At 38.5% G+C, this 26,506-nt stretch carries 37 protein-coding genes and 2 tRNA genes; all 39 read left to right on the top strand.

The features are described from left to right. Window positions 1-36: 36 nt before the first annotated feature. Entirely contained in the window at window positions 37-366 is a 330-nt protein-coding gene (locus HZR21_RS08575) for a YopX family protein (protein ID WP_180747301.1), read from the top strand. Beyond that, window positions 363-497: a hypothetical protein gene (locus HZR21_RS11955; RefSeq protein WP_259276406.1), complete on the top strand. Its 135-nt coding sequence runs from the start codon at window positions 363-365 to the stop codon at window positions 495-497. The genes HZR21_RS08575 and HZR21_RS11955 overlap by 4 nt, the downstream gene beginning before the upstream one ends. Continuing rightward, window positions 487-825: a hypothetical protein gene (locus HZR21_RS08580; RefSeq protein ID WP_180747302.1), complete on the top strand. Its 339-nt coding sequence runs from the start codon at window positions 487-489 to the stop codon at window positions 823-825. The genes HZR21_RS11955 and HZR21_RS08580 overlap by 11 nt, the downstream gene beginning before the upstream one ends. Next, complete coding sequence (locus HZR21_RS08585; protein ID WP_180747303.1) at window positions 818-1,015, top strand: hypothetical protein; 198 nt, start codon at window positions 818-820, stop codon at window positions 1,013-1,015. The genes HZR21_RS08580 and HZR21_RS08585 overlap by 8 nt, the downstream gene beginning before the upstream one ends. Then, window positions 1,008-1,226 carry a hypothetical protein gene (locus HZR21_RS08590; protein WP_180747304.1) on the top strand — a complete coding sequence of 73 codons (219 nt, stop codon included), beginning with the start codon at window positions 1,008-1,010 and terminating at the stop codon, window positions 1,224-1,226. Before HZR21_RS08585 ends, HZR21_RS08590 begins: the two co-directional genes overlap by 8 nt. Beyond that, window positions 1,223-1,792, top strand: coding sequence for a DUF1642 domain-containing protein (locus HZR21_RS08595; protein ID WP_180747305.1), 570 nt, complete (start codon window positions 1,223-1,225; stop codon window positions 1,790-1,792). The genes HZR21_RS08590 and HZR21_RS08595 overlap by 4 nt, the downstream gene beginning before the upstream one ends. Next, window positions 1,789-1,980 carry a hypothetical protein gene (locus tag HZR21_RS08600; protein WP_180747306.1) on the top strand — a complete coding sequence of 64 codons (192 nt, stop codon included), beginning with the start codon at window positions 1,789-1,791 and terminating at the stop codon, window positions 1,978-1,980. The genes HZR21_RS08595 and HZR21_RS08600 overlap by 4 nt, the downstream gene beginning before the upstream one ends. A gap of 99 nt (window positions 1,981-2,079) precedes the next feature. Continuing rightward, window positions 2,080-2,202: a hypothetical protein gene (locus tag HZR21_RS11960; RefSeq protein ID WP_259276405.1), complete on the top strand. Its 123-nt coding sequence runs from the start codon at window positions 2,080-2,082 to the stop codon at window positions 2,200-2,202. A 28-nt stretch (window positions 2,203-2,230) separates the two neighbouring features. Further along, window positions 2,231-2,566: a DUF1140 family protein gene (locus HZR21_RS08605; RefSeq protein WP_180747307.1), complete on the top strand. Its 336-nt coding sequence runs from the start codon at window positions 2,231-2,233 to the stop codon at window positions 2,564-2,566. A gap of 63 nt (window positions 2,567-2,629) precedes the next feature. Next, window positions 2,630-3,133 (top strand): ArpU family phage packaging/lysis transcriptional regulator, encoded by a 504-nt coding sequence (locus tag HZR21_RS08610; RefSeq protein WP_180747308.1) that lies wholly within the window; start codon window positions 2,630-2,632, stop codon window positions 3,131-3,133. Between the two features lie 284 nt (window positions 3,134-3,417). Beyond that, window positions 3,418-3,502, top strand: a tRNA-Ser gene (locus HZR21_RS08615). Window positions 3,503-4,056: 554 nt separating this feature from the next. Then, a tRNA-Asn gene (locus HZR21_RS08620) sits at window positions 4,057-4,129 on the top strand. A 326-nt stretch (window positions 4,130-4,455) separates the two neighbouring features. Then, a complete protein-coding gene (locus tag HZR21_RS08625; protein ID WP_180747309.1) occupies window positions 4,456-4,860 on the top strand; it encodes a hypothetical protein in 405 nt (134 codons plus the stop codon). A 19-nt stretch (window positions 4,861-4,879) separates the two neighbouring features. Beyond that, window positions 4,880-5,035 (top strand): hypothetical protein, encoded by a 156-nt coding sequence (locus HZR21_RS08630; protein WP_180747310.1) that lies wholly within the window; start codon window positions 4,880-4,882, stop codon window positions 5,033-5,035. A gap of 81 nt (window positions 5,036-5,116) precedes the next feature. Further along, window positions 5,117-5,521: a phBC6A51 family helix-turn-helix protein gene (locus HZR21_RS08635; RefSeq protein WP_180747311.1), complete on the top strand. Its 405-nt coding sequence runs from the start codon at window positions 5,117-5,119 to the stop codon at window positions 5,519-5,521. Then, the gene (locus HZR21_RS08640; RefSeq protein ID WP_180747312.1) at window positions 5,518-6,807 is read left to right on the top strand and encodes a terminase family protein; all 1,290 of its coding nucleotides are present in this window, start codon (window positions 5,518-5,520) and stop codon (window positions 6,805-6,807) included. Before HZR21_RS08635 ends, HZR21_RS08640 begins: the two co-directional genes overlap by 4 nt. An 8-nt stretch (window positions 6,808-6,815) precedes the next feature. Next, window positions 6,816-8,210 carry a phage portal protein gene (locus tag HZR21_RS08645; RefSeq protein ID WP_180747313.1) on the top strand — a complete coding sequence of 465 codons (1,395 nt, stop codon included), beginning with the start codon at window positions 6,816-6,818 and terminating at the stop codon, window positions 8,208-8,210. Continuing rightward, on the top strand, window positions 8,143-8,964 hold the full coding sequence (locus HZR21_RS08650) for a minor capsid protein (protein WP_180747314.1): 822 nt from the start codon (window positions 8,143-8,145) through the stop codon (window positions 8,962-8,964). Before HZR21_RS08645 ends, HZR21_RS08650 begins: the two co-directional genes overlap by 68 nt. Before the next feature lie 255 nt (window positions 8,965-9,219). Next, entirely contained in the window at window positions 9,220-9,390 is a 171-nt protein-coding gene (locus tag HZR21_RS08655) for a hypothetical protein (protein ID WP_180747315.1), read from the top strand. 86 nt (window positions 9,391-9,476) lie between these two features. Beyond that, window positions 9,477-10,061: a DUF4355 domain-containing protein gene (locus HZR21_RS08660; RefSeq protein WP_180747316.1), complete on the top strand. Its 585-nt coding sequence runs from the start codon at window positions 9,477-9,479 to the stop codon at window positions 10,059-10,061. Between the two features lie 3 nt (window positions 10,062-10,064). Then, complete coding sequence (locus HZR21_RS08665) at window positions 10,065-10,964, top strand: capsid protein (RefSeq protein ID WP_180747317.1); 900 nt, start codon at window positions 10,065-10,067, stop codon at window positions 10,962-10,964. Window positions 10,965-10,981: 17 nt separating this feature from the next. Continuing rightward, window positions 10,982-11,215, top strand: a complete 234-nt coding sequence (locus tag HZR21_RS08670; protein ID WP_180747318.1) for a hypothetical protein — start codon at window positions 10,982-10,984, stop codon at window positions 11,213-11,215. 8 nt (window positions 11,216-11,223) lie between these two features. Further along, window positions 11,224-11,550, top strand: a complete 327-nt coding sequence (locus tag HZR21_RS08675; protein ID WP_180747319.1) for a phage head-tail connector protein — start codon at window positions 11,224-11,226, stop codon at window positions 11,548-11,550. Then, window positions 11,534-11,860 (top strand): hypothetical protein, encoded by a 327-nt coding sequence (locus HZR21_RS08680; RefSeq protein ID WP_180747320.1) that lies wholly within the window; start codon window positions 11,534-11,536, stop codon window positions 11,858-11,860. Before HZR21_RS08675 ends, HZR21_RS08680 begins: the two co-directional genes overlap by 17 nt. Next, the gene (locus HZR21_RS08685) at window positions 11,853-12,266 is read left to right on the top strand and encodes an HK97 gp10 family phage protein (RefSeq protein ID WP_180747321.1); all 414 of its coding nucleotides are present in this window, start codon (window positions 11,853-11,855) and stop codon (window positions 12,264-12,266) included. The genes HZR21_RS08680 and HZR21_RS08685 overlap by 8 nt, the downstream gene beginning before the upstream one ends. Continuing rightward, window positions 12,266-12,637 (top strand): hypothetical protein, encoded by a 372-nt coding sequence (locus HZR21_RS08690; RefSeq protein ID WP_061774502.1) that lies wholly within the window; start codon window positions 12,266-12,268, stop codon window positions 12,635-12,637. Before HZR21_RS08685 ends, HZR21_RS08690 begins: the two co-directional genes overlap by 1 nt. A gap of 1 nt (window position 12,638) precedes the next feature. After that, entirely contained in the window at window positions 12,639-13,187 is a 549-nt protein-coding gene (locus tag HZR21_RS08695) for a hypothetical protein (protein WP_180747322.1), read from the top strand. A gap of 51 nt (window positions 13,188-13,238) precedes the next feature. Then, the gene (locus HZR21_RS08700) at window positions 13,239-13,529 is read left to right on the top strand and encodes a hypothetical protein (protein WP_180747323.1); all 291 of its coding nucleotides are present in this window, start codon (window positions 13,239-13,241) and stop codon (window positions 13,527-13,529) included. Window positions 13,530-13,555: 26 nt separating this feature from the next. After that, window positions 13,556-13,843: a hypothetical protein gene (locus HZR21_RS08705; RefSeq protein ID WP_180747324.1), complete on the top strand. Its 288-nt coding sequence runs from the start codon at window positions 13,556-13,558 to the stop codon at window positions 13,841-13,843. After that, window positions 13,843-17,988: a phage tail tape measure protein gene (locus tag HZR21_RS08710; RefSeq protein WP_180747325.1), complete on the top strand. Its 4,146-nt coding sequence runs from the start codon at window positions 13,843-13,845 to the stop codon at window positions 17,986-17,988. The genes HZR21_RS08705 and HZR21_RS08710 overlap by 1 nt, the downstream gene beginning before the upstream one ends. Beyond that, a complete protein-coding gene (locus HZR21_RS08715) occupies window positions 17,989-19,845 on the top strand; it encodes a phage distal tail protein domain-containing protein (RefSeq protein WP_180747326.1) in 1,857 nt (618 codons plus the stop codon). Beyond that, window positions 19,842-20,885, top strand: a complete 1,044-nt coding sequence (locus HZR21_RS08720; protein WP_180747327.1) for a hypothetical protein — start codon at window positions 19,842-19,844, stop codon at window positions 20,883-20,885. Before HZR21_RS08715 ends, HZR21_RS08720 begins: the two co-directional genes overlap by 4 nt. A 10-nt stretch (window positions 20,886-20,895) precedes the next feature. Beyond that, the gene (locus HZR21_RS08725; RefSeq protein ID WP_180747328.1) at window positions 20,896-21,663 is read left to right on the top strand and encodes a hypothetical protein; all 768 of its coding nucleotides are present in this window, start codon (window positions 20,896-20,898) and stop codon (window positions 21,661-21,663) included. Then, a complete protein-coding gene (locus HZR21_RS08730) occupies window positions 21,648-21,971 on the top strand; it encodes a hypothetical protein (RefSeq protein WP_374940026.1) in 324 nt (107 codons plus the stop codon). Before HZR21_RS08725 ends, HZR21_RS08730 begins: the two co-directional genes overlap by 16 nt. Before the next feature lie 2 nt (window positions 21,972-21,973). Continuing rightward, window positions 21,974-22,183: a phage holin gene (locus HZR21_RS08735; RefSeq protein ID WP_180747329.1), complete on the top strand. Its 210-nt coding sequence runs from the start codon at window positions 21,974-21,976 to the stop codon at window positions 22,181-22,183. Beyond that, window positions 22,183-23,010, top strand: coding sequence for a peptidoglycan recognition protein family protein (locus HZR21_RS08740; RefSeq protein ID WP_180747330.1), 828 nt, complete (start codon window positions 22,183-22,185; stop codon window positions 23,008-23,010). The genes HZR21_RS08735 and HZR21_RS08740 overlap by 1 nt, the downstream gene beginning before the upstream one ends. Before the next feature lie 250 nt (window positions 23,011-23,260). After that, window positions 23,261-23,863 (top strand): hypothetical protein, encoded by a 603-nt coding sequence (locus tag HZR21_RS08745; RefSeq protein ID WP_180747331.1) that lies wholly within the window; start codon window positions 23,261-23,263, stop codon window positions 23,861-23,863. 591 nt (window positions 23,864-24,454) lie between these two features. Further along, entirely contained in the window at window positions 24,455-24,715 is a 261-nt protein-coding gene (locus HZR21_RS08750) for a SemiSWEET family transporter (RefSeq protein ID WP_003138553.1), read from the top strand. 321 nt (window positions 24,716-25,036) lie between these two features. Continuing rightward, a complete protein-coding gene (locus tag HZR21_RS08755) occupies window positions 25,037-26,329 on the top strand; it encodes an adenylosuccinate synthase (RefSeq protein ID WP_003138554.1) in 1,293 nt (430 codons plus the stop codon). Window positions 26,330-26,506: the final 177 nt, after the last annotated feature.

The following is a 26,506-nucleotide window of genomic DNA, read 5'->3' on the forward strand; positions in this document are numbered from 1 at the left end:
CTAAAATTCAGAGTTTACGACAGAAAGTACAAGTCAATGGACGATGTAGTTCAATTAGACTGGTGGTACGATGACTTGCGAGTTAATGATGATACTTTCAGCGATTACGTCGTCATGCAATCAACAGGACTGCATGATAAGAATGGTGTTGAAATATTCGAAGGGGATATCGTTAACGTAGATCGCACATTTAGAAATCCAATGACTGGTTCTGGCACGTTAACTTTAAATAAAAACTTTGAAGTAGTTTTTATAAATGGAATGTTTACTAGAGATGGGACAAGTATGGGTCTTAGCAAAGACTTAAAATGCCTTACGGTAGTAGGAGATGTGTATCAAAACCCTGAATTATTGGAGGACGTATGAAACTATTACTAATCGCAGGAGTTATGATAGAAGTGTTGATGATAATTTATATATTAGACGAGCGAAAACATCGCAAGCGTATTGCTGAAATTGAGGAAAAGTTGAAAGGTCGGTATAAAAATGACATTTGAAGAAGTTTATAAAACTCTCTATAAAAAGTATGAAATTGTGAGTTTTGATTACAGCGATAAAACAATTAAGGCTAAAGATTCTATTACAATCAGAACTTATGACTTATTTGATTTAATTGAGGGTTTAAAAGAAACCTATGCACCAAAAATCAAGATGACATTTGAACAAAAAGATGAGCTTATGCAATTTTTAGGAGAATCAGATTTTGGATTTGAAAATTTTTGGATTTGCTTAGGTTCGGGTGCCAATCTTTATAATGAATTTACTGAAAATGAACTAATGCGTGCTTGGCTACATCCAGAATTAATTGAGGTGACAGATGACTAAAATGATTATAAAAGTTGAAAAAGATGATATTAATTGGATGAAATCTTTTAACGAATACTTTGATAGTACGTTTATAATTGGGCAAGAAATAGAGCGAGAAGATGCCGAGCAATTTCAGAAAATGGCAGATGATTTCAATAATCGAATCGCTTGTGGGTTAATAATCAGCTTGGAGGTATCAAATGACTAAAAAACAAGATGCAATCAGCACGTCATGGTTATACGTGATACTAATCTTGCTATGTTTGTTCGGTGCTGTATCGCTTATGTCAACACTAGAGACTAGCAAGGTAAAGCGTGAACAGATACGGATTTACAACCGTATCAATAATATGGAGCGAGCTTTGACGACTAAAGACAAGGAAATTGAGCAGTATTTAATTAAGGAGAAGATGAAATGATAGAATTTACAGAATTTACAGAAAAATTGAATAGTTCAGAACTAGTATCAAAGGCTTGGGATGAAATTGATAGAGACCAAGCAAATGCAGGACTTTTGATTGATACGATTAGCAATGAGTTCAAGGATTGGCAACCACCTAAACCACTTGTAGTAGTGCCGCAGATTATTGCTGATGCTATAGAATCGATACCTGATCATTATTCTGCATATGGCGCAATCAAGTTGATTGATATGAAACTTACAGAATTACCACTTGAAAATGAAGACTGGAAACATGTACATGATTGGATTTTTGTTGATGATAATGCTAATAAATTTGTAAAATCTTGGATTGACGGTTACACGGTCGAGAAAGAGAAAAAGTACATTCTCAAACATATTGATTTAAGCGAACAAGATGACTTTGCTTCGTTATATCTTGCTCATGCTCAAAAAACAAAACTTCAACATGAAAGATACCCAAATGGAGCTGATATGTCTGAATTTGAACAATGCCATTTCACTCAATCAGAAATAGACAAATTAAATATTGGTAGCTATGAGAAAAATGAGGTAGAGCCATGAAAAACCCAGAAGTTGAGTTGAGAAGAAGACTGCACAACTTACAAACTGGTCAAAATTTGACATATGAAGAATTTTGCTTGTTTGAAATTAGAAATTTAATTAAAGGGGATGCAGATGCTGTTAATCGAAATGCTAAAAATTTAGGCACAACAGCAAAACGAGGTAAATTGATTACAAAGCACTTGTGAGGCAGAGATTTAGCGATGACGACACTTTAATATAGTTTTGGTATAAATTATGTACCTGAATGTTAAAGTGGCGTGTGAGGCGTTTTGAGAGGATGTAAGATGATGAAATTTAAGCCGTTATTTGAAAAAGGCGAAAATAAAGATGATTTTAAAAAAGAGTTTGCTGAATTTAGAGACAAAGATGGGTACATAGTCGGCTGGTACGTTGTCGGCAAATATTGAAATAGCAAGGTTTGGAAAGTGAGTAGAGATGAAAACAGAGGAAATAGTACAAAACTACCAAATAAAGTTGTTAAAGATTATATTCAAAGAAATTGATAATCTGATGACGAAAAAAGAAAATGCGGATATTAACACACATAAACTTGCTGAAAATGGGGACTCTGTGAGAACATCAGCATATTGGAAATCAGTAGGAAATGCAGAGTTTTACATTAAAGAGATCTACCAAAAGTTGAGCGCTTTAGCAGAAATTGATAGACTTTTTCATTGGTCCGATCGTTTGCATCAAGAACAATTAAAATTTGTTAGTAAATATCCCAAAGTTATGGAAAAATACAGACAAACTAATATCGCTGGTCAATGACTGGTAGCTACAAAGCGCCATATTGATATTTAAAGGGGTCGAATTCGACTCGTATAGAAAGGAGTGACATTGTACGATTTAGGTTTAGATTGGTCAGAACAAGAGCGAGAACAAATAATCGAATACGCTAAAGAAGCGCTGAATAGCTATCGAGTGTTAAAGCGTAGAGAACGCATGATGTTGCAAGCAGAAGCGCCAGATGTTAAGAGCCCGACTTTTTCAGATATGCCTAGGTCGCAGAATCTGTCTAACTCATCAGAAGACAGAATGATTCACTATCTGGCAGCTTTAGAAGAGGCTAAAGACCTGAGAATGCGATATAAGGAGATTGAGCGGTCAATCAATGCATGTCAAGGAGATGACGGTGTGTATGTTAGCTTGCTGAGGCTGAAATACATTGAAGGCAAGCAATTGTATGCTATCTGTAACCAGTTGAATTATGGTGATACCTGGCTGTACGAAAAAGGACTTGACAAAGCACTTAGCCTTTTTGCTGAAACGTGGGATTTTGGAAGGATTCCAAGGGAAGTCAGAAACGGAAAAAATGCGGAAAAAACACGGAAATAGAGAGGGGAGAACAACGTGAAATAACTGATAAAATAGTATTATGATGATTGCGGATAAATATTCAATCACACACATTAATTACGTATTACCGCATGAATCTGATAATTTCTATAGTTGGTGCTTCTTTTACAGGTAGCGGGGGAGAAGCTAAGTGAGTACTGTTCAGCCATCTAAAGTATTATTGCAGGCATGTCCTGCGTACATGGATATGTGCGAGCTTGAACCACACTAAAAGCAAGCTAGGTTTATTGTGATTTTTTGACTGCTAGGAAAGACTAGCGCACGGAAAGACTTGTCTATTGGTAAGACTAATTGACCTGCTAAGTCAATGGCGAATTTCGTTTAAGAGTTCGATTCTCTTTTTTTCCTTTTGTGCATCTCGGTTGAAGCGTAGTGATATACGTCCGAGACACTTTCTTTAGTTGAAAAACTTAAAGTAGCAGATGTAAGATAGGGTATATCCTGTTGAGACGTTGCTTGATTACCGTGAGTTAAATCAAGGCTAGTAAACGCTAGTGCGAAAACGGAAGTGTGCCACAATAATATAATTATAAAGCATAGGTCTTTTCGTTGGATAGAATTGGACGACTAAGAAATTAGTTTGTCTGGCTGAGTTAGTGGTAGGAGTTTGTAGCCTTCTTCAAAACCTCAGTAATTGCAAAACAATCCGATTTGCCGTGAACAGTAGAAATGCTGGTATAAGAAAAGCGCCTGGTATGAGTAGCACAAGGCAAAACTAGATGAATATAATAAAAAGCATATATTATAAAATCTAAATCGTGTGAAAGTTGATGAGTTTCGGTCTCAGTCCTAACATTAAAAGCAATAGGAGCTTAGAGAGTTGCTACTCTAAGTAGAGCCTGTTGGGTTAGTAGCTTAATAATAAGAGTATTGTTGTGGTTGGAGAAAAACCGCATGATTAATGAGAATTAGTTCAGTTGGTAGAACATTGCGCTGTTAACGCAAATGTCACAGGTTCGAGTCCTGTATTCTCAGTAGGCATCTATTGCCGTAAGTTTGTGTATTTGGTTTGCAGTACTATTTGTCGCCTTTAAATTAATTGCTAAACAAGAACTCAAAGTAGCCTAACAGCTACACAAGTTTCTAGTCGCTAAAATGTTTGCAGGTTGGCATTTATCATTGTGGTTAGTCCACAATTGACAACACTTGGTAGTTTATGGATTGCGTCTGCGATTTGTAAGCGGGTTCGATGCCCGCGTTGTCAGTAACGATCGCATAGCATTAACAACCTATGTGTGGAAAAAAATTTAAAGTATTTATAGTCATAGCGTGCGCTGTGGCTTTTTGTGTGGAGGAAGATAATGGCAAAAGAATATAAAGTAAATGTTGGCGGTAAAGAGATTGTTTACGGATCGCTTGTCAGAGGAGGACGGATAAGTGTTGAAGAGTGGGATGCTATTGCTCATGAAATGGTTATTCAAAATTTACCAGAAGAATACGAAAAATATAAAAATAATGTCGATGTCATTGATTATATCAGCAGTTTCATTGATATGCGTGAAAGATACGAAGTGCTGCTAGAGCTATTGCCGCAAAGTGCAAGATATGTTGAGACACCTGCTTATATGGTAGCTGATCAAGTATATGAGAACACTTTAGATAAAGATATTACCAAAGATGATATCAAGATGTTCATTGATGAATCGAAAAGTTTAGATGAATTGAAACTACAGTTAACTGATTACTTTGGCTTAGATTCAAAGTAGGAAGGGTTTGGGATGGGTTATGATTTTAACTATTGCTTTATTGTGTTCAATTATTGGTGGCGTTGTTGGCTACGTAATTGCAAGATATGTTGTAGGTAAGTGGATAAGTAATCTTGTTCTGGAAAAGCTGCAGGATGCTATAAATGATTTCGAATATACCAATCGTAAAGACTAGAGTTTACCGTGTGACTTTGGCGAGGGCATGAAGTTGTATAGAAAGATTTGATTATATTAAAAGCGAAAGGAGGTGATGAGAATGTCAAAAAGTGGTACAAAAGTGAACGAATATAGACCTACTAAAGCGGAAAATAGGTTGCTTGAAGCCTTGGTAAACCCCGATAATGTGGGTAAAAACGTTGAAGAGATGTGTTCAGTCGCCGAAGTTGCTAAAAATACATATTACAAAGCCATGAAAAAGCCTGATTTTGTGAAGCTTGTTAACGAAACAACTCTAGATTTAATCAAAGGTAAAGTATCTGACATTCTCAACGCATCTTACACCTTTGCCTTAACTGAGAAAGGATTTCAGGATCGCAAGATTTTACTACAAATGGCAGGCTTGTTAGTTGAAAAGACTGAAACGACTATCAACGGTTCTCTTGACATTTCTGAGTCAGCAAAAGAGATTGAGCAATACTTCTCGGATGGTGATACATCATGAACGAAAAGAAAAAGCAGTATCTCAATTTAACTAAAACTGATCCTATAAAATTTGGTAATCTAGTAGGCTTCAAGGACTTAGTAGACATTCACAATGAGTGGCTCAAGTCCTTTTTGTTTGCAAGAGATGATCAGACACTACTTGCCCATCGTGGATCGTACAAGACTACTACACTAGCTGTGGCTATTGCGTTGCTTATGATATTATTCCCAAATAAGAATGTTATATTCTTGCGGAAAACCGACACGGACGTTGTAGAAATCATTGTTCAGGTTTCTAAGATATTGAAATCAGACCATTTTCAAATACTTACTAAAGTACTGTATAGTGTTGAGTTGAAGTTTCTAAAAGATACTACCACAGAATTAGATACGAACCTTAAATCTTCATCTCGTGGTACATCTCAATTACTTGGCATGGGGATATATGCATCGCTGACTGGTAAGCATGCGGATATCGTGATCACTGATGATATCGTTAACATCAAGGATCGTGTGTCAAAAGCTGAACGTGAGCGGACTAAACTTCAATATCAGGAACTTCAGAACGTGAAAAATCGTGGTGGTCGATTCATTAATACTGGCACGCCTTGGCATAAGGATGATGCAATCTCAAAGATGCCTAATATCCAACGTTTTGACTGTCACCAAACAGGCTTGATTACTGATAATCAATTGCAGAAACTTAGGGAAGTAATGACACCATCTTTGTTTGCAGCTAACTATGAGTTGAAACATATTGCTGATGCTGATGCCATGTTTACCAATCCGACAATTGATGACGGTAAATTAACTGATCAGATATATGATGGCATTGGTCAACTTGATGCGGCCTTTGGTGGATCTGATGGTACAGCGTACACGATTATAAAAGAACGTGACGATAAGCTATTTGTATTTGGTAAATTATGGCAAGGCAGGCACGTAGACGATTGCCTTAGCGAGGTAAGCAAGCATCACGCTAACTATAAAGCCGGAACAATGCACCTTGAACTTAATGCGGATAAAGGTTACGTTGCTAAGAAAGTTGAAGGGTTGAGAATACCAACTCAAACCTACCACGAAAAGGAAAATAAGTTTATCAAAATATCTAATTATCTTAGATCGAATTGGTCTAGGATAATTTTCGTTAAAGGTACTGATGCAGATTACATCAATGAGATATTAGATTACACAGAGAACGCAGAACATGATGATGCGCCTGATAGTTTGGCAACTGCAATTAGAGCAATCTCAAACGCTAACAAATTACAGTCATTTGACATCTCAGAGTTTGGATTTAGATAAGGAGTAACATGCTAACATTTGAAGAAGCACGAAAATTATATGAAAGCCACGTCATGAACAGACGTTTAAGATTAAAGCAATTACTGAATGCCTACAAAGGTAACCATGATATCTTGCGGAAAGCTAACCGCAAAGGTAAGAAGGACGCGAAGATCGTCCACAACTTCCCTCGCTATATCAGCACGATTGTTACTGGTTACACTGGTAACGTGAATTATACTAAGATGGAAGATGTTCAAGATTTGTCTGACATCTTCTCTTTTAACTCAGAGCCATCTGTCAATAGCGATCATTTGCTGTTCATGTCAATCTATGGTGAGTCTTATGAGCTTCAATGGCTTGATGAACAAGGTAAATATTGCTTTGAAGCTGTTGATCCAATGAATGTCATGGTAATCACTGATGGTAAGATACGTGAAAGCGTAACAGATGCAATCGTCTTTGACGAAGATGATTTGAAAGGCAATAAGATTAAAGTCACTATGACAGTCTATGACGATACATCTAGACGTGTCTACTCATATACACGAACTAAGAGTTCTTTTAACACTATCAAATCAGAAATAAATGTCTCATCATTCGTTGAAGAATATGATGAACCTCATAAAATTGGTGCTTGTCCAGTTATTCAGTTTAAGAATAATCGGTGGGAGCAAGGTGACTTTGAGCCAATCGTCACTATGAATGACGCTTATAATCTTTCTGTGTCAAACAGCGTGAATGATTTGACTGACAACACCGATGCCATGATGGTGTTTAGAAATCTCAACGCAACCACACCAGAGGATATACGTCAAGCAAAAGCAAACGGCGGATTTAAGGTCAACGATGGCGGAGATGTTACTTGGCTGGTCAAGAACATTAACGACGCATACGCTGAAAATATTAAGAATCGACTTGATTCAGATATCCACAAACTATCTTTTGTCCCTGACATGAGTGACCAGAATTTTGCTAATAACGCATCAGGTGTTGCTATCAGGTACAAACTGTTAGGACTTGAACAGATACGATTGGAAAAAGTCAAATGGATGAAAAAAGCCTTGTTTAAACGGCTGCAAATGATTAGTGGATTTCTGTCAACTAAATCTAAAGTATTTGACCCGCTGACGATTGGCATCACGTTCAAGGCAAACTTACCTCAGAACTCACAAGAGATCGCTCAGTTCGTTCAGATGCTGAATGGCATTACTTCCAAATCAACACAACTCGCTCAGCTTGGTGATGATATTGTGCCTGATGTCAAAGTTGAACTTGAAACGATTGCAGAGGAACAGGAACAGGCTAGTAATAACGGTTTTAATTTTGCTTCTGTTGGGCAGGAGGTGACGGCTAATGGCGAAGATGACTTACTGGCAACGAAGGTTGCAGAATCCACTGCACAAAGCTTACAACGAGAATGAGCAAGCGACAAGGCAGTGGCTCTCAGTCTATCAGCAGGCATCTAAAGATATTAAAGCTGAAATCTTTGATACTTACCAAAAGCTGAACATTGAAAAGCCTTTAATATCAGACTTTTACAGGTATAATAATCTCCAAAAGATTGAAAAGCAAATCAATGATTCGGTCTTACAACTTGGTACTAAAGAAGTTGATTATACGAAGCAATCGTTACAACACGCTACTTTAGTAGGCAGTCAGGCAGCTGCGGATGTACTGAACACGAATGTGTTGAATAAGTCAGCAATTGATGAACTGATCAAAAGACCTTGGCATGATGCAAACTTCTCTGATAGGATTTGGAAAAATAAAGCGCAGCTAATCAATTCGTTAAAGTCCGAATTGACTAATGGTATTATCCAAGGTAAATCAATCTATGAAGTTGCAAATACTATTGATGTCCGTCTTGACGTCGGGCGCAGTCAAACTCAAAGGCTTGTACGCACTGAGTACATGCACGCCCTTAATCAAGGTCAGATTGAGTCATATCGTGCTAAAGGCTACAGCAAACTCAAATGGATTGCGACAATGGATGACAAGACCAGTAAGATATGTCGTAAACTTAATCGCAAAGAGTTTGATATAGAAAACTTACCTGATATTCCAGCGCATCCAAATTGTAGATGTACTATGGTGCCTGTGATTACCGATGAAATGATTGAGGCTGCAGGAAATCGCTTGCGAGATGCAAAGGAAAAAGCTGCTAAAGCTAGATAGCAGATATATCTATTCAACTAACAAACATTTAGCGAATTAGCTAGGTGTTTTTCTTACGCTCAAAGGAGGGCGATATATGTTGCATCACTACATTACACATTATGGACAAGAAAATAAAGACGGTTCAATTGATAGTATCGTAGAATCTTGGTTTCAAGTCAATATATTTAAATGGTGCTTTTGTTTTTCAAAAAAACGCTTAAATTTTGGTGCAGTTTGGCAAGACTAAGACCTTTGCTCAGAGGAGGGCGGAAAATGGAACTAATCGTATTTACAAACAATGGTCAAACTTATCACTTTTTTGAAGTAGAAGATTTTAAACCAACTACCACAGGTTTCAGCTTTACTTATACAGGTAAGGCTACAGGAGTAACTCGTAAAGCAGTATTTAATAATACTAGTACAGCAGGATATGCACTAGTATAACAATATTGTCCAGGCATGAATGACAGTAAACTTTATGGGAGCGTGCAGGCATGCATCCACGTAAAAAGGTATGGGAGGAACTAAACATGAAACAACAACAACAATTATTGCCAATGAACTTGCAGATGTTCGCACATCCGACTGATCCAGTTGACCCTGCACCACAAAACCCGCCAGCTGATCCAGTTGAACCTAAAGAGCCAACTGATCCAAAAACGCCAAGCGATCCAGCAGAGTCAGACAAAAAGTACTCTGATACTGATGTCGATAAGATTATCAATGAGAAGTTTGCCAAATGGCAAAGCGATCAGGAAGAAAAAGACCGTGTTTCTAAACTTTCAGCTTCCGAAAAAGAACAGGAACGAATTGCAAAACTCGAAAAACTTGAGCATGACGTAGCTAGCCGTGATGCAGTCGACAAGTCTCGTAAGATGTTGAGCGATGAGAAGTTACCTGAAACTTTTGCTAAGTTTATCGCTGATACAAAAGAAGACGTATCTCTGGAAAAATTTAATGACTTTAAAGGGATGATGCAGGCTTTCAAGGAATCTATTGTTAGTGAAATCATGAAAGACAGAACGCCTGCTAAACCAAAAGTGGCAGGCGATGGTAATGGCACTGATTGGCGCAGTAAAGCCCAGCAGGCCTATGAAAAATCAAAAGGAGAATAGAAAATGTCAGTAATTTTAAACAGTAAAGACCTTGAACAGGTTGATAAGGAATTTGCAGCAGAATCTCAAGTGTGGGAAGTCCTCAAAGGTGGAGCAAGTGATGTCACTGATTCGGATTTCACGGGAGCTAAAGAAGTACGCATCAATAAAATGAAAGGCTTCACAGCTTCTGATTATAAACGTAACGATACTAATGCACGCGCCAAGATTGATGTTTCTAAAGAGACTGTCAAACTTGGAAAAGAACGTTGGATGGCTTATGACCTTGATGTGCTTGACCAATCAGAGAATGGGTCTTATAATGTTGCATCGATTATCGAAGAGCATTCACGTTTGATTGCTACTCCTGAAAAAGATAAGACAGCAGTAAAGCGCTTGATTGAAGCAGCCTTTAAATCCGCAGAATCAGATGATTCTACAAGTAAGTATGTTGGGAAGACTGTTATTGAAAAAATCACAACTGCTAATTCTTTAACTGCATATGATGCTGCGGAAACCTATATGACTGACGCAGAAGTTGTAGGGCCATTCGTTATGTTTGCCTCATCTGAATATTACAATGCTTTGAAGAACAACGATAAAGTTTCTAAGAGCTTCACAGTAAATGAAGCACAAATTAATGGTATTAATCGTAAAGTTGCTCAGCTTGATGGTGATGTGCCAATCATCAAAGTAGCTAAATCACGTTTACAAGTTGATTCACCTAAAAAAATCAACTTCATTCTTGTGCCACTTCATGTTGCTGCACCAATTGAAAAATACAACGATGTGACACTCATTCCAGCATCACAAGACCGTGACGGTAACCGTGATACTATCAAAGGAACGAACTACTACGATCTAATCGTATTGGAAAAAGCACGCCCAGCAATTTACGTATCTTACGAAACAACCGGCGGTTAATTTAGGAGGAAAACATAATGGCATACAAAGTTGTTCAAGCGTTTGTTGATTTAAAAGATGGAGACAAAGAATATCGAGTTGGCGATACTTACGAGAGTGATGACCCTAAACGTATCAAGGACTTGCTAGCTAATGATAATAAAGGCCGCCATGACTATTTAAAAGGTAAACCCTTAATCGAGTCAGATGGTGAGCAGACAGAAGTTGAACCACCCGAAGAAGTTGAAGCCCCTAAAAAAGGTAAAAAATAGGTGAAACTATGATAGAAACTTTGTTAAAACGTCTCAAGGCAAGATTAGATGAGAATGAATTATCTGATGGTAAGCTGCAGGCAATAATTGATGATGTTACTCTTGAGGTCTTAGCTGACACTAATCAGCCTGAGCTTAATGCACAGTTAGAATCAGCAGTGATCAGCATGTCTGTAATTGCGGTTAATCGACTTGGCACAGAAGGGCTAGCATCTGAAGGATATTCAGGAGTTTCTACAAGTTATCTTGATGATGTACCGCCTCGTGTAGCATCTATTCTTAACGCTAACAGACGTTTAGGCGTATGGGAGGATGAAGATGAATCCATTACGTAAGAGGTTAGTCTTTGACATCTACAAAAGCACGCCTGTAAGAGGGCCTTCTGGTTCTCTCAAAGACGGTTGGGTTAAACAAGATGCTCAGATAGTTGTTAGTCTATATGACCAGAGCGCCCAAAATCAGCTCACATTCGGCAGTTCTGGGGCTCGTGTCAAGCAGTACGACTATTTAGGTCTGACCAAGAAAAAAACGCTAATAGCCGGCAAATATCGGCTTGAACGAGACGGTGTGAAATACCTGGTAAAAGGTGTTAACAACGAGGGTCGCTTAGCTCAATTATTTTTGGAGGTGATTGCCAATGGCTGACACTAGAGCTTTTGAACAAGCTTGTGATAATTCGGTTAATCAGATGCAAGAATTGTTAATGCAAAATATGGAGCAGACCTTGGAATATGTAGCTGGAAAAGCTAAGGGAAGGGTCGGTGTTGGCACTGGTGCACTACGTGCTGATACTAGGTCTCTTGGTGTTGAAATTGTTGGGGATGAAGTCCATGGCGCAGTTGGTAACAGTTTAGAATATGCAATCTATCATCATCAAGGAACTGGTATTTATGCCAGTGATGGCAACGGGCGTAAGACACCTTGGGTCTATGAAGACCCAAAAACAGGGGAGAAAATCTACACTAGAGGCTCAAAACCAAATCCTTACCTTAAAGATACGATTGAGAAGGAACAAAGCACCATATCAAAATTGCTTGGAGGTGCTAACTAATGCTACAAGGTTATCAAGTCAAACAGCTGATTGAACAGCGATATCCTGAATTAACAGACAAGATATATCCATCTTTCAGCACAACCGTTGAAGATATATCAATCATTTACTTTATAAGCACTGCTACAGGAGGCTATGTTGGCCAAGATACACTTGAAATTAGATGTATTCATCCTGATTATGATACAGCTGAAAGCTACAAGAAGAAAATGATTGATATTTTCAGCACAGAAAAAGAGAACAAAGCAGTTGTCTTACCAGATATTGCCTTTACTGGCGCTGTATCTGGTGGCGGTGCAATGTTTAACGACACTTATCAGACGTGGGAACTAACCACGTTTTTCGTTTTGAAAACAAAGGAGAGAAATTAAAATGGCAGAAACAACTCTATCACCAAATGACATTATTTTAGGAGCAGGAGAACTATATTTGACAGAATTTAAAGGCTCTGCGATTCCCGATAATGTAACAATCGAAACAGCCTCAAATAACGTTGGTCATACGTCAGGAGGAGCAGAATTCACTTATAAACCAACTGTCTATGATGTAGAAAATTCTTACGGTAAAGTCGTGAAACGTAAGATTACAAAAACTGAATGCAGCTTTAAATCAGGTATCCTGACATTTGACCCTGACAAAATCGGATTGCTAACAAACGCAACAATCGCTAAAGATTCTGTAGGTAAAAAATCGACTATCACTTTTGGCGCAAATAACCCACTAAAAAATGTACTTGTTCGATTCGTGCATACAAAAGATGACGGGAAGGCTATTAGACTGACAATGGTAGCGAATGCAACAAACGGCTTTACTATGTCATTCCAAGGCGGAAAAGAGACGGTCATTGACGCTGAACTTTCCGCAATTGAATTCATCAAGAATTTCATGGCACAGATTGAAATTGAACTACCTGCAGTTTAATTAGCTAACGACAAGGGCTTTATGCCCTTGTTTTTTTGAATAGGAGAAAAAATGGCAATCAATTTACAAGAACTCGTAGAAAAAACAATTGACTTCATCTGGATTGACGGCTCAGAATTACATATCCCAATGCCGTCTACACGTTTTGTTAATAAAGTGAACCGTTCTGAAAATGAGTTTTCTCGAATTTACGAACTGACTTTAGAGTTTCTCAATACGAATAAGGAAGGCCGAGAATTCGCACTTGAAGATGTTGAACAACTGAACTCTGTACAATTGACAGCAATTCTTAGTGCAGCGATTGGAGTTATCTCAGAGGTTGATGAACACCCAAACTTATAATTCCTGTTCCGCAAGACGTTAATGTCTTGAATGCTCTAGTTGACAAGTATTTTCAAAAAGAGCAGTGGGAGCAGGATCTAACAAGTAACACAAGTGACTACAAAGCAGTTGCCGACTACTCTGGCGTGCCATTGGATAAAGTCCAAGACCTGCCATATGCTCAGTATAAGCTCTATCTGCGTGACGCATGGCTGGCTAACATGAGTAAAAGTGAGGATGGTCGTAAATTTCTCGAAACGTGTTGGCGCATTCGTCAAACATCTGCAGATGAGCAAGCAATTGAAAAATATCAAAGATATGGAGGTGATGTTTAATGGCTGGATTTATAGAGTTGGCAACGCTTAAAGCGCCAGTTGTAGCTGATTCAAAAGGTTTCAAAGTTGGCATGTCAATTGTCAAAAAAGAAGGCAAAGATGCAGCTACTGAGATTGAAAAAGAATTTCAAAATGCGTCTAAAAAAGCTGCGACTTCATGGGAAAATGCTTCTAATAAAATTCAAAAAAGCCTAAAAACAACCGAAAAGGACGCTAAAGAGCTAACAAAGTCTGCTGAGAACATCTACAAAGACGGATTTGGCAAGTCAGCTAATGATGTCGTCAAGTCTTTGATGCAGACTAAACGTGCTCTAGGTGATGTCGACTCCAAAGAGCTTGAAACAGCAACTAAACGAGCTTTAGAACTCAGGGACACCATTGGTGTCAAGATGAGTACAACGCTCAAAATGGCTAAGCGTGAGATGGAGATGTACGGCTCATCAGCTGACCAAGCGTTTGACAGAGTAAATAAAAAACTCGAACAAAATCAAGCTGCGTGGGATAAAGTTGGTAGATCTGGCGAAAAGTTAAGTACGCTTGGCATTGCTTTGACAGCTGGCATAACAACACCTTTGATTGGTTTAGGAGTTGTTGCTGGTAAAATGGCATCAGACTTTGAATCAGCTAATGCACGAGTTGTCAGCTCTCTTGGATTGACCGAACAACAAAGTGCAGTCACCAAGCAAGCGATTCAGGACATCTACTCTGATGGCTTTGGCGAAAGCATTGATGATGTTGCTGAGTCACTCATCCAGGTCAAAAGACAACTTGGTGATATTCCAGATGACCAAATAAAAAAAGTAACCGAAAACGCAATGGTCTTACGTGACACACTTGGTCAAGATATGGGCGAGTCGCTACGTGGTATCAATTCGTTGATGGTTAACTTTGGTCTGTCTGCTGATGATGCTATGGATTTATACGTCAAAGGCGTACAGACTGGTCTTGATAAGACTAATGAGTTAGGCGATAACTTAGCTGAGTATGGTCAATTGTGGTCACAGGCTGGTTTTAACGCTAAGGACATGTTTGCAGTACTTGATAATGGTCTAAAGTCAGGTGCTTATAATCTTGATAAGGTAAATGACTTCGTCAAAGAGTTTGCGATTTCGCTTAATGATGGGCGAATTGAGAAAAATTTAAGTAGTTTCTCTCAAGGGACGAGAGACGTATTTTCTGAGTTCAAAAATGGTAATCGTACATCACAAGATGTATTTAAATCTATCATCAGCGACCTAGAAAGTACTACTAACCAACAAGATAAACTTTCGCTTGCTAGTACTGTTTGGTCTGCACTCGGTGAAGATAATGCCATGAAAATCATTGAATCATTGAATGATGTTAATGGTACTTATGATAATGTCGCAGGGTCGATGGAAAAGGTCAAACAGCAACAAAATGAAACTTTTGGAGCTCGTGCTAAATCCACTTTCCGTGAAGCTCAGACAGCTTTGTTGCCGCTTGGTGAGGCTTTGCTTGATATCGCTGAAAAGTACATGCCACAGCTTCAAAAGTCTGTCAAATCATTGTCTGACACGCTGAGCAACTTAAGTGAAGGTGATATTGATCGCATCTTGAAAATTGGAGGATTTGTGGCAATAGCTGGTCCTACCGTTGTTGGTATTGGGAAAGTTACAAGCGCAATATCAACAATTGGTGGTGCCTTGAAACTCGGTGCAGGTGCTTTGGGGCTGTTTGAAACAAGTGCAGCTGCTGCAGGCGGTGCTGCCGGTGTTGGCGGTTTAGGTGCTTCTCTTGTCGCTCTTGCAGGTCCTGCAGCTATTGCAGTTGGTGCGATTGCCATTGTCGCTGGTGGGATATGGGCAGTTAATAAAGCCTATGAGTCCAATCAGTTGGCGGGTGCTAAATGGGGGACAGAAGTTACCAAAGAGCAAGACAAAGTGATTACTAAGTCTTATGAACTCGGAAACAAAGCCAAAGCTGACGTCGCAGCATATGCAGATGGTGTGAAAAGCTCAGCTGAAGATGTTGTGAAATCTAATAACGATATTGTTGACTCTATTCAAAAAACAGTTGAAAAGGAAGCTCAACGCCGTAAAAAGAACGCTGAAAAAATTGAAGACCCAGAAGCTAGAAAAAGGGCTGAGGAATATGCAGATTATAAGTCAAAATTAGACCTGAAAACAGTTGATAGTGCAAAAGTAACAGTCGGTACTATCAATAAAATTATGGCTGATGCAAGCCAAAATAATCGCAATCTTTCAACCGAAGAAAAGAACTATATTGCTGAAAATTATCGAAGTTTAAGTGATGCGCAATTAAAATCTGCTGGGTTTACAAAAACTCAACGAATTGCGATTGAATCAGCCTATCAAAAAGACATCTCTAAACTATCAGATAAACAGTTACAAGATAGAGCCGAAAATGTGATGAAAGGACTTGATAAAGAAAAGTCTTTCTACGACAAGCAAAAATCGTATCTAAAAGAAGTATACGGCGAAGGTACTGAAAGTTACAAAAAAGAGATGGAAAATCTCAATAGTACTAATCACAAAAATACAGAAACCATGATTCTTGGTCTCGCAAGACTTACTAAAGCTCAGGGGTTCAGTCTTGAAAACATGTCAGGCGCATGGGAAAAATACGGCTGGACTACACAAGAGGTAGCTGATTTAGTAAAAAACAGTGGTGAGGATTCTGGAAAAGAAGCTGAAAATCTAGGTAAAATCCTCAAAACTATGGGACGTGACTGGGATAGTATCGATTTAGACCCAAAAACTGGTAAATTGACCGTGGAAGGGAAAGAGGAATTAGTTCAATCTCTTCTTGAAACGAGTAAGTGGAAGACTTTATCAATTGACGAAAAAAAACTTTTAGTCGATGGGGATGAGTCTAGAGTTGCATTTTTAGATTCGCTATCGGATGCTAAAAAATGGAATCAGTATAAAATACTAGAAAAAGAGATTGGGGTTAATAACTCTAAAGCAATCCAAGCGATTATGGAAGCTGAAAACGGTGTAAATCGTTGGAATAGCTTACAACCTGCTGACAAAGAATTTTTGGCTAAAAATGATAAGGTCTTAAAAGTTGTCCTGAGTTCAGAACAGGCCTTGCAACGGTACAAAGATTTCCCACCTGCAGAACAGGAATTACTAGCTAATAATCAAGATTTGTTGGCTAAGGTTTTAGAATCTGAGGAAAACCTCAATCGTTGGAATCTATTGCCTGCAGCTGATAAAGAGTTTTTGGCCAAAAATGAAAAACTCTTAAATACTGTTTTGAGTTCAGATGAAGCACTTCGCAGATACAATGAATTTCCGCCTGCTGAACAAGAATTTTTAGGCGATAACACTGACTTGCTCAATGTGATTATAGGTTCTCAGGAGGCGTTCGATAATTACAGTAGGTTAGAGCCAGATGAAAAACAATTCATTGCAGATAACAAAGACCTGATAAATAAAGTGTTAACAGGTACAGGTAGTGTTGAGGAGTTCAATAGATATCCAGCGTTGATGAAAATGTTTAATGGTGTAGATGCTACTGGTCAGCCAGTAGCTTTTGCCAAAGAAAATATAAACAAATTCAATCAAACAAAAGCAAATCCTGTAGTTCTGAGCGCAGATAATCAAGCTAGTTCGGTGATAAACGGTGTACTTGTAGACCTTGATAAGTTACCAAAATATCGAGGAATCTCAATCGGTATCGAGCGAGTCGGTGGTGGTGAAAAGTTGCCACCTGGGATTTTTAATGCTAAGGGTACACCAGGCTTACCACAAGACCAGTGGGCAATTGTAAACGACCAAAAAGGTGCCTTGTACGAAGAATTGATAACTCTTCCTAATGGATTCTCGTTCATTCCAAAAGGTCGTGATGTCATGCTACCTTTGCCTAAAAACACCAGAATTGACAAGGCTTCTGATACTGACAAAATTAAGCGTGGCCTCCCACATTTTGCGGATGGTTTAAATAACCAACAGCCTTTACCGTTTATTGGTTATAATGCAACGTTTAAACCAACAAGTGTTTCAAGGGTTGACACGTCAAGTTCAGTGTTAGATCCTGGCACAAGCAAGGTGATTCAATTACTTCAATTGATATATGAAAAGGACATGGATGTCATTTTAAATGGCAAAAGTGTCTTAGATCATTTTGAAAAAGAAATGACAAGGAGGTCAAGAGTATAGATGATTTTTGGAACAAATCTTAAAATATATAATGCCAAAAATGACTTAGTGGATTTAGATGATTTAGATTCTGTTTTTTCTGTCAGTCCCGAAGGTTTTGGTGCAGCTATTGAAAATAATATTTTTAATGCTGGGGCTAGTTTTAAAAGTAGTGGCGTTGATATGAAAGCTTCTAGCTTGAAATTAAACCTCTACTTTGGTCTTGGTGACGATAATTCAGAAATGGTTGAATATCGAAAATTCGTTGAGTTTTTGAATTATCCACCATACAGACTTGTCTATATCACAGAAGGAACTGAACTGTTTAGAGACTGCGTCCTTAATGAGATTACTAAGTCAGATATCAACACAAATCAAGTACTGCTTGAGCAGGTTACCTTTGACTTTCTCACACCTTTCTATAAAGAAATATCTGAAACTTACAAGCCAAACTCAGATACCGAAGGTGATGGCAAGATATACGCAGGCACTAACAAACCTAGAAATCTGATTGCAAATCCTAACTTCTTAAACAATATGCAAGATTGGTCGAATATGAGCGATACAGAGGGAACATATCAATTACAGGGGCCTGCTTCCGATAAGCCGACTTCAAACATTCTGAAACTGACATCAAGCAACAATAAGCTATCAAGTTTCCTGAATGCCTGGGGACTTAAAGTCAGGAAAGGCGAACGTCTATCTTTTCGTGTTGATATCAAGACCGAAAACAATCCGGACTATGACCGACCAGTAATAAGAGCTGTCTATGGCACAGGCGAAAAGAATTATAAATACTCCGATTTAGGCATTACAGCTAGTTCATCAGGTTTCAAGACTACTTCAATCTCTTTCGTAGTTCCAGAGGATGGCGTTTTTAAGTTGTATTTAATTAATCAGAACTGGTCAACAATTGGCGAGATGTCAACGTATTTCCGTGAACCAATGCTAATTCGTGGAGATATCTCAGATATGCCAGTTGAACAGTATGACAAAAGTTATCCGAATTTGAATTTGTTGACAGGAACAAGTACTAAGGTAGTTCAAGCCACCGATTGGTATATGCAAGTTGCTGATATTAAATACGACAAAAGTCTTGGTGGGGCTTTATGTGCATCTGTGATGATTAATAATGCTGACCGCGCAAGTGATTTACTCCGAGGGCGGGCAGTTATTAAGATAGAGACTCTTGATAAAAACGGTAACGTCTTAGCAACGGTTTATGGGAAAAATGTTGGCTATAATGCCAATGGCCTAAGTTGGGGTTCTGTGAGCATTGATGACAATACTGCAAATGTCAAAGTGTTTATTGTGACGGCTAACATGAATATGAACGCATTTTATTCATGCTTAAAAATAGAACCAGGCTCAACCGCCACTCCTTGGATGCCGTCATCTAGTGAAGTCAAACCAACTGATTATCCAAGTTACGTACCCGGATTTTACGAAGGAAAACAAGTATCCGATTCATACGTATACTCATACGTCTATGAGTCTGAGTATAATGGCGAATCAGGTGTTTTCCAGATTGAAAATAATTCAGTGTATATTGGTTCTGCCAAAGGGTCGCCAGTTGAAATTACGGTACATGGTCCATGCACAAATCCATATTGGGAAATATTGGACGGGTCAAAAGTGTTACAGTCTGATGGCTATAATATCAATGTACCAGAAGGTTATCGGTTAGTTGTATCAAGTGTTGTTCAGAAGCAGCGTGTCAAACTAATAGCGCCTGACGGAACGATATCGGATGTCTATCAACAGCAGGACTTGTCAAGGTCTAATTTCATTACGATACCTGAGGGGCGCGTAACTTTGGCGTTTCACAATGTTGGTGATGTGTCATTCAATTACAGAGAGGAGTATATCACAGTATGAGTGATCAAATTAATATTTGGATAATCGACAGAAAAGGTGTAATCACACAAGAACCTATTATCGTTTCTAAGGCCGCTATCCAACCAGACTATATTACACAGGATGCCAGCACATTTGAGTTGCCAGATGATGCGTCATTTGTCCGTGGTGATTTCATTCTGGCTAAAGTAATGAACAGCACGACGGTTTCATTTTTTGGTGTTATATCAAGCTATGAAGATAAAAAAGTGGTCGCAAAAGACTTATTAGGTCTTGTAAACTTTGAGTTTCCAGCCACTCGCATGAGTGGGTCAAGCTTTGAACAACATTTCAAAAATCTTGTTAATCGTTATCTTTTACAAGATGCGTCTAAAAATCTGAATATCCTAGACATTGAAGTCAAGACAAACACGCCCCACATCTACCAACCAGATGAGCCACCAAAGGCAACAAACTTAATGAGCTATGCAATTAATGGCTTCAAGAAATACAATGTCGTGTGGCGATTTGACAAGTTTGAAAACGGTCGAATCAAGACGGTTATTGAAACGGTGACTGATACTATGCAGCTTAAAGATAATATCGCAGATTTTCAAGATTGGGAGGTTTCCACAACGGAAGTTGGCAAGAATACGCAAAATCACTTATTGATCGTGAATAAAAATACGACTAACTCAGAAGGGCCGAATGTGTTAGCTGAGCGCTATTTGACCACAAATAACGACATAACAAGTAACGTAAATGATCCAGCTGTATTTAAGCCAACAACAACTAAAGTGGCTATATACGACACGACTGCTACCGACAAACCAAGCTACGACGATTTAGCCAACAGCGAACTTAAGGGCAACTACTACTCACACGAGATTAGTTTCACCATGTCAAAAGACAATGAATTTTTTAACGTTGAAAAACTAAAACTTGGCATGCTGTCCACAATTTACAAAAGCGGTAAAATCTATAAGTCAGTCTTAACTGGATATGAATATCCAAGTGATTCTGACAGGGTTAAACTGAAATTCGGTCATGTAAAAAGTAGGCTCAGTGAATTATTAAATTAAAGGAGGAATTATGGCATTACAAGGTTATCAATTTGACAAGGCGAAAGTCACGCCAGAAGCGGATGCACAGCTATACAGCTATCTGGCGCAAAGCTCAGACAACAAGGTTATCTCAGGCTTGACAGTGACTGCAACGGGACTTAATGTCTATGTGTCATCAGGCAAGGCACTTGTGCAAGGTAGGTTAATTGAAAATGTTCAACAAGCGCAACTGACTGCGCAAGCTAACAAGATTGGTTATGTGTGTATTACGATTGACCTGACTCAGAACAATACATCAACAGGAACACCAGGCACGAGCAATTATGCACCAGTAAATAATCAGCTGCGCTTGGAGCTGGTAGACGTCCTCAATCAGCAAGATTTGAACTCTGGTGGACTGATCTACACTTTTCCTTTGTACTCGTATACATCAACAGGGACATCTGTAGCTCTGACTAAGCTTGACAAGAGCTTTTTCAAAAAAACGGAAACAGCAACAATTGATTTGGGTTGGGGTATGTCAGTTGTGTTTACTAAAAAAGATGGATTGGTTTTCGCAAACGGAGAAATAACACCAGCATCTAATGTGGGGACATCAGGAGGGATCGTTGTCGGCGTGAGAGTTCCAGATGGCTTCAAGCCTCTATCTGGCCGAGTGGGTACGATAAAACTTCAAGGGAACAATGGACAATGGGGTTCTTATGTAGTTACCTCAGATGGTAATATCAAACTTATCACGGGCGGCATGAATGTAGGATATACTTTCCACGTCAACGGCGCATGGGTAGTAGAATAGAAAGGATAAAGGATTGTAACTTGAACATTGAAACTTTAGGCGCATATGCTGGTTCATTGATGGCAATTATCTTACTAATTGCATATTTTGCTAAACCAGTCGTAAGCTCATTTAGCGAGATAACAGACACGCTAAGCAAAGTAAACCATAGTTTAGATTTGCTTAATAAAGACTTGGAAGCTAGCAAATCAGACAGACAGTCTATGCATGACGAATTAAAAATTCACGATGCTAAATTAGACTCTCATAGCGAGAGATTGGTCGCTCACGACGAGCAATTAAAAACGCTGTTCAAAGAAAGGAATTAAAAATGAAATTTCCAAAATTAACAAACGGTCAATACGACCGCATCAAACAATTCTTGCTAATGGTTGTGCCTGCTGCGACTGCTGTAATCACTGGTATTGGTGTGATGAATGGTTTCAGCACTGAGAAAGTGACAGGAACAATTGCTTTACTTGCAACTTTTGCAGGTATTTTGCTGAATTGGGTAGCCGGAAAATACGACAAGGAGGACTAATGGCATATACAATAGAACGCAGAATTGTCATACCTGATAAGTATGTTCAAAACACAAGCGGATATGTAGCGCCTTTCAGACAGGTTCATCTGCATAGCACAGCTAACCCCTCAGCGTCTTTAGATAATGAGGTGGCTTATTTATCAAGAAACTATCAAAACGGCAACTACACGCATTTGGCGGGCGATAATGGACGTGTTATCCAAGTAGCAGAAGTTGGGCAAGGCGCTTGGGATGTTGGGGGAGATTGGAACGCTGAGACTTATGCAGCTATCGAATTTGGCGAAAAAGTGACTAGTCAAGAAGACTTCAACGCATCTTACAGAGCTTATATTGAATTAGCTAGAGACTTAGCCAAACAAGCGGGCATACCACTAACATTAGATACACCAGATGTGGCGGGTATTAAGACGCATAACTACGTGTCCAGTATCGGGCATGGTAGCGATCATGTTGACCCTATAGCATTTTTGGCAAAATGGGGTGTTAGCTATGACGTGCTGAAACATGACATTGAAAATGGTGTAGGAACGGTTGAAACACCTAAAGAAGTAGAAAACGAAGTAGCAAAAGCAAACAAAGGAGAATTGAGTATGTTTATCGCAAAGTGTGTTGGTGGGGATGTTAATGAGTATGTTAAGGATGGCACGTTTGTGCTGTTTAATTTGTCACGAGGTACTTATAGCGTGCTGAACGGCAACGACCAAGTAGACGCAGCAGCAAAAAGTCACCAATTATCTACAGGAGAAAGTTTGACCAAAACAGAAATGAATTACATGGTTATTTTCCACTTAATCATGGGTTCAAAACTTGACTATCGTGCTTAAATGCGGTTATGGTCGTATCTGGTATAATGCAGATGAGTTTTTGAAGCTATGAAATTAAAGCCTTACAGTCGATTGGTTGTAGGGCTTTTTTTATATTTAAATGCTGTATTTTATTCTTAAAAAAGATAAAAATATATCAAAAATAGCGAAAAATGTTCCAAAAAGTACACATTTTTGATAAAAACTGGTAGAATAGATAAGTACATACGAACGTCAGGTTAGGTAATCTATAGTGAGCAATTGGTTTAAGGTGGCAGATGATGTTGCTAGATTTGCATCTGAATTAGCTACAGTTGCAGGAGTTGGCGGAGTCTTTTATGCTTTAAAATCTTTCAAAAAGTCAGAAAGTGATAGCAAACAGGCGGAATTATCTGAGATGATGAAGAATTCCATAGAGGTTTTGAGGTTATTTTCAGAGAGTATAATACCTCAAATAGGTAAATGTCAAGAAGTATATCTAGATATGTATGAATCTTCTTTTCTAGAATATCAACAAATTGTATTTGAAAAAGAAGGCAAAAGAATAGAACATCTTCCACCTGAATTAAAAAGCGCTACTGAACTGGAGTGTAAAATTAAAGCGGAGTATATTGGTATATTTAATCAATTAGAACAAGTGTGCGCTTATATATCTAATGATTTAATTATTGATGACGTAGTTTATCCGACTGTCCACTCTGTGTTTATAAGATTTTGCGACAGACATGATGATTTGTTAAATCATTTGACTAAAGATTCTACTCCATACAAGCATGTTCATGATGTCTTATATAAATGGAAACGAAAATCGGATAGACAAATGTTAGAGAAACAAAAAGAAGATGTTGATAAAAAGTTAGCTAAATTGAAATAAAAATAGCTGCACAACATGATTTAATAGGAGGCTAAATATATGTCTGAAGAACTTTTAAAAACTTTAGTAATGGAAGCTGAGAAAAAAATAGAAGAAGAAACAGAAAAAGCTCAAGAAGAGTCTTGGAAAGATAATGTTTTTAACAAAAATAAATGACAAAATGGCCTTGTAGACAACCGTCCGCAAGTTTTTTTGTTTACAAAAAATAAAGTATGAAAAGGCATCGGAAAATGTTAAAATGGGTAAAGAGCCAACGATAAAATAAGGGGCATAAAAGGGGCAAATTATTTTTAAATTTTCATATTATTTATGATTATGCTTTAACTAATAAGTAGGTAAAAGCCAGTGTTTATACGGTTTTTATACATATGATTATTATTAACGAATTAGATAATCTGATGGGCGGCATGATGTAAGCCAAAAAAGAATCCTTAATTGAGGGTTCTTTTTCTATGTTGTCGATTCACAAACACTGCGACTAGGCGTCATTAAGTCTGTGTTGGGCGGTTATGTTTTGCAATGGTGATAGAACTATGATAAGATAAAATAAGAATGATATTGAGTAGTCAATTTAATCTAAAAAGGAGACTTATGAATCAAGAAAAAATGATTAAGTATTTAAGCTGGGTTGCAACGACGATGTCAGTCATGATGTATGTCTCATATATTCCTCAAATAGCGGATAATATGTCGGGGATAAAAGGCAACCCAATTCAACCGTTAGTTGCAGCGATTAATTGTACACTTTGGGTTGTTTACGGTTTATGTAAAAAGCAAAGAGATTATGCATTAGCAACGGCAAACTTTCCTGGCATTGTTTTTGGGCTTATCACGTTTATCACAGCCCTATAATTAGTCATTACTTTCAAAGTACATCATTAATCTAAAATCAAGGGTTTGAAAATCCTTGGTTTTTTTTAATTGCATGTCGGAGGAGAGTTTGCAAGGTATAGACTATTTTCAAAAAAAGAGATTCAAAGCCATGACTTGCCAAAAGGTTCAGCTATTTCCGAACTTTACAGACACATAGTCAGGTAAAATAGGGAGCAAGGTGGCAATCTCCATGTAGATTTGATATAATAAAGTGTTACAATTTGAGCAAGTTTTTAAAGAGTATCGAGTTACAGGTATCTCTAGCGATGCCTGTAGGGCTTGAATCTTGAAGGAGAAGATATGTCATCAGTAGTAGTTGTTGGGACCCAATGGGGTGATGAAGGTAAGGGGAAAATTACGGATTTCCTCAGTGAAAATGCGGAAGTTATCGCGCGCTATCAAGGTGGCGATAATGCTGGGCATACCATTGTTATCGAAGGGACTAAATACAAATTACATTTGATTCCGTCAGGGATTTTCTATCCGGAGAAGATTTCTGTCATCGGAAATGGTGTGGTGGTTAACCCTAAATCATTGGTTAAAGAGTTGGCTTACTTGCATGATGCAGGGATTACGACAGATAATCTGCGGATTTCTGATCGTGCGCACGTGATTTTGCCTTACCACATTAAATTGGACCAACTTCAAGAAGATGCTAAAGGCGATAACAAAATTGGGACAACGATTAAAGGCATTGGGCCAGCTTATATGGATAAAGCTGCGCGTGTTGGGATTCGGATTGCTGATTTGCTGGATAAAGAAATCTTCGCTGAGCGTTTGAAGACAAATCTCGAGCAAAAAAATCGTGAATTTACGAAGATGTATGAAGTTGACCCAATTGATTTCCAAGACATTTTTGAAGAATATTATGACTACGGTCAACAAATCAAGAAGTATGTGACTGACACATCTGTGATTTTGAATGATGCTTTAGACGCTGGTAAACGTGTCCTCTTTGAGGGTGCACAAGGTGTCATGCTTGATATTGACCAAGGGACATACCCTTATGTGACGTCTTCAAACCCTGTTGCAGGTGGTGTGACGATTGGTTCAGGTGTTGGACCGTCTAAGATTTCTAAAGTTGTTGGCGTATGTAAAGCTTATACATCGCGTGTTGGTGACGGACCATTCCCGACTGAATTGAACGATGAAATCGGTCATCAAATTCGTGAAGTTGGTCATGAGTATGGCACAACAACTGGTCGTCCACGTCGTGTGGGTTGGTTTGACTCGGTTGTCATGCGTCATTCACGTCGTGTATCTGGTTTGACAAATCTGTCACTCAACTCAATCGACGTTTTGACAGGTCTTGATGAAGTTAAAATCTGTGTGGCTTACGACCTTGATGGCGAGCGGATTGATTACTATCCAGCAAGCCTTGAAACATTACAACGTTGCACACCAATCTATGAAACATTGCCAGGGTGGTCAGAAGACATCACAGGTGTTCGTCATTTGGATGACCTACCTGAAACAGCGAAAAATTATGTTCGCCGCGTCTCTGAACTCGTAGGCGTGAAAATCTCAACTTTCTCAGTTGGTCCTGGTCGCGATCAGACGAACGTATTGGAAAGTGTTTGGGGCGTTCTATAATAATTTTATAATATTAAAATTGAAGTACTCGGCTTTGGTCGGGTACTTTTAGGCTCTATAATAAATCGTGTGGGAAAATTTCCCAGGCGATTTTTTTGCATAAAAAAATCCTTCCTTCTATAATGTGAGTTACTAAGCAACACAAAAGAGAAGGAAAGACATGTTTAATTATATCTT

The sequence above is a fragment of the Pseudolactococcus laudensis genome (genome assembly GCF_013449735.1).
GTDB lineage: Bacteria > Bacillota > Bacilli > Lactobacillales > Streptococcaceae > Pseudolactococcus > Pseudolactococcus laudensis.

Coding starts and splice junctions, on each gene's coding strand:
- HZR21_RS08575 (WP_180747301.1), top strand. CDS start 37: ATGGACGATGTAGTTCAATTAGACTGGTGGTACGATGACTTGCGAGTT.
- HZR21_RS11955 (WP_259276406.1), top strand. CDS start 363: ATGAAACTATTACTAATCGCAGGAGTTATGATAGAAGTGTTGATGATA.
- HZR21_RS08580 (WP_180747302.1), top strand. CDS start 487: ATGACATTTGAAGAAGTTTATAAAACTCTCTATAAAAAGTATGAAATT.
- HZR21_RS08585 (WP_180747303.1), top strand. CDS start 818: ATGACTAAAATGATTATAAAAGTTGAAAAAGATGATATTAATTGGATG.
- HZR21_RS08590 (WP_180747304.1), top strand. CDS start 1,008: ATGACTAAAAAACAAGATGCAATCAGCACGTCATGGTTATACGTGATA.
- HZR21_RS08595 (WP_180747305.1), top strand. CDS start 1,223: ATGATAGAATTTACAGAATTTACAGAAAAATTGAATAGTTCAGAACTA.
- HZR21_RS08600 (WP_180747306.1), top strand. CDS start 1,789: ATGAAAAACCCAGAAGTTGAGTTGAGAAGAAGACTGCACAACTTACAA.
- HZR21_RS11960 (WP_259276405.1), top strand. CDS start 2,080: ATGATGAAATTTAAGCCGTTATTTGAAAAAGGCGAAAATAAAGATGAT.
- HZR21_RS08605 (WP_180747307.1), top strand. CDS start 2,231: ATGAAAACAGAGGAAATAGTACAAAACTACCAAATAAAGTTGTTAAAG.
- HZR21_RS08625 (WP_180747309.1), top strand. CDS start 4,456: ATGGCAAAAGAATATAAAGTAAATGTTGGCGGTAAAGAGATTGTTTAC.
- HZR21_RS08630 (WP_180747310.1), top strand. CDS start 4,880: ATGATTTTAACTATTGCTTTATTGTGTTCAATTATTGGTGGCGTTGTT.
- HZR21_RS08635 (WP_180747311.1), top strand. CDS start 5,117: ATGTCAAAAAGTGGTACAAAAGTGAACGAATATAGACCTACTAAAGCG.
- HZR21_RS08640 (WP_180747312.1), top strand. CDS start 5,518: ATGAACGAAAAGAAAAAGCAGTATCTCAATTTAACTAAAACTGATCCT.
- HZR21_RS08645 (WP_180747313.1), top strand. CDS start 6,816: ATGCTAACATTTGAAGAAGCACGAAAATTATATGAAAGCCACGTCATG.
- HZR21_RS08650 (WP_180747314.1), top strand. CDS start 8,143: ATGGCGAAGATGACTTACTGGCAACGAAGGTTGCAGAATCCACTGCAC.
- HZR21_RS08655 (WP_180747315.1), top strand. CDS start 9,220: ATGGAACTAATCGTATTTACAAACAATGGTCAAACTTATCACTTTTTT.
- HZR21_RS08660 (WP_180747316.1), top strand. CDS start 9,477: ATGAAACAACAACAACAATTATTGCCAATGAACTTGCAGATGTTCGCA.
- HZR21_RS08665 (WP_180747317.1), top strand. CDS start 10,065: ATGTCAGTAATTTTAAACAGTAAAGACCTTGAACAGGTTGATAAGGAA.
- HZR21_RS08670 (WP_180747318.1), top strand. CDS start 10,982: ATGGCATACAAAGTTGTTCAAGCGTTTGTTGATTTAAAAGATGGAGAC.
- HZR21_RS08675 (WP_180747319.1), top strand. CDS start 11,224: ATGATAGAAACTTTGTTAAAACGTCTCAAGGCAAGATTAGATGAGAAT.
- HZR21_RS08680 (WP_180747320.1), top strand. CDS start 11,534: ATGAATCCATTACGTAAGAGGTTAGTCTTTGACATCTACAAAAGCACG.
- HZR21_RS08685 (WP_180747321.1), top strand. CDS start 11,853: ATGGCTGACACTAGAGCTTTTGAACAAGCTTGTGATAATTCGGTTAAT.
- HZR21_RS08690 (WP_061774502.1), top strand. CDS start 12,266: ATGCTACAAGGTTATCAAGTCAAACAGCTGATTGAACAGCGATATCCT.
- HZR21_RS08695 (WP_180747322.1), top strand. CDS start 12,639: ATGGCAGAAACAACTCTATCACCAAATGACATTATTTTAGGAGCAGGA.
- HZR21_RS08700 (WP_180747323.1), top strand. CDS start 13,239: ATGGCAATCAATTTACAAGAACTCGTAGAAAAAACAATTGACTTCATC.
- HZR21_RS08710 (WP_180747325.1), top strand. CDS start 13,843: ATGGCTGGATTTATAGAGTTGGCAACGCTTAAAGCGCCAGTTGTAGCT.
- HZR21_RS08715 (WP_180747326.1), top strand. CDS start 17,989: ATGATTTTTGGAACAAATCTTAAAATATATAATGCCAAAAATGACTTA.
- HZR21_RS08720 (WP_180747327.1), top strand. CDS start 19,842: ATGAGTGATCAAATTAATATTTGGATAATCGACAGAAAAGGTGTAATC.
- HZR21_RS08725 (WP_180747328.1), top strand. CDS start 20,896: ATGGCATTACAAGGTTATCAATTTGACAAGGCGAAAGTCACGCCAGAA.
- HZR21_RS08730 (WP_374940026.1), top strand. CDS start 21,648: ATGGGTAGTAGAATAGAAAGGATAAAGGATTGTAACTTGAACATTGAA.
- HZR21_RS08735 (WP_180747329.1), top strand. CDS start 21,974: ATGAAATTTCCAAAATTAACAAACGGTCAATACGACCGCATCAAACAA.
- HZR21_RS08740 (WP_180747330.1), top strand. CDS start 22,183: ATGGCATATACAATAGAACGCAGAATTGTCATACCTGATAAGTATGTT.
- HZR21_RS08750 (WP_003138553.1), top strand. CDS start 24,455: ATGAATCAAGAAAAAATGATTAAGTATTTAAGCTGGGTTGCAACGACG.
- HZR21_RS08755 (WP_003138554.1), top strand. CDS start 25,037: ATGTCATCAGTAGTAGTTGTTGGGACCCAATGGGGTGATGAAGGTAAG.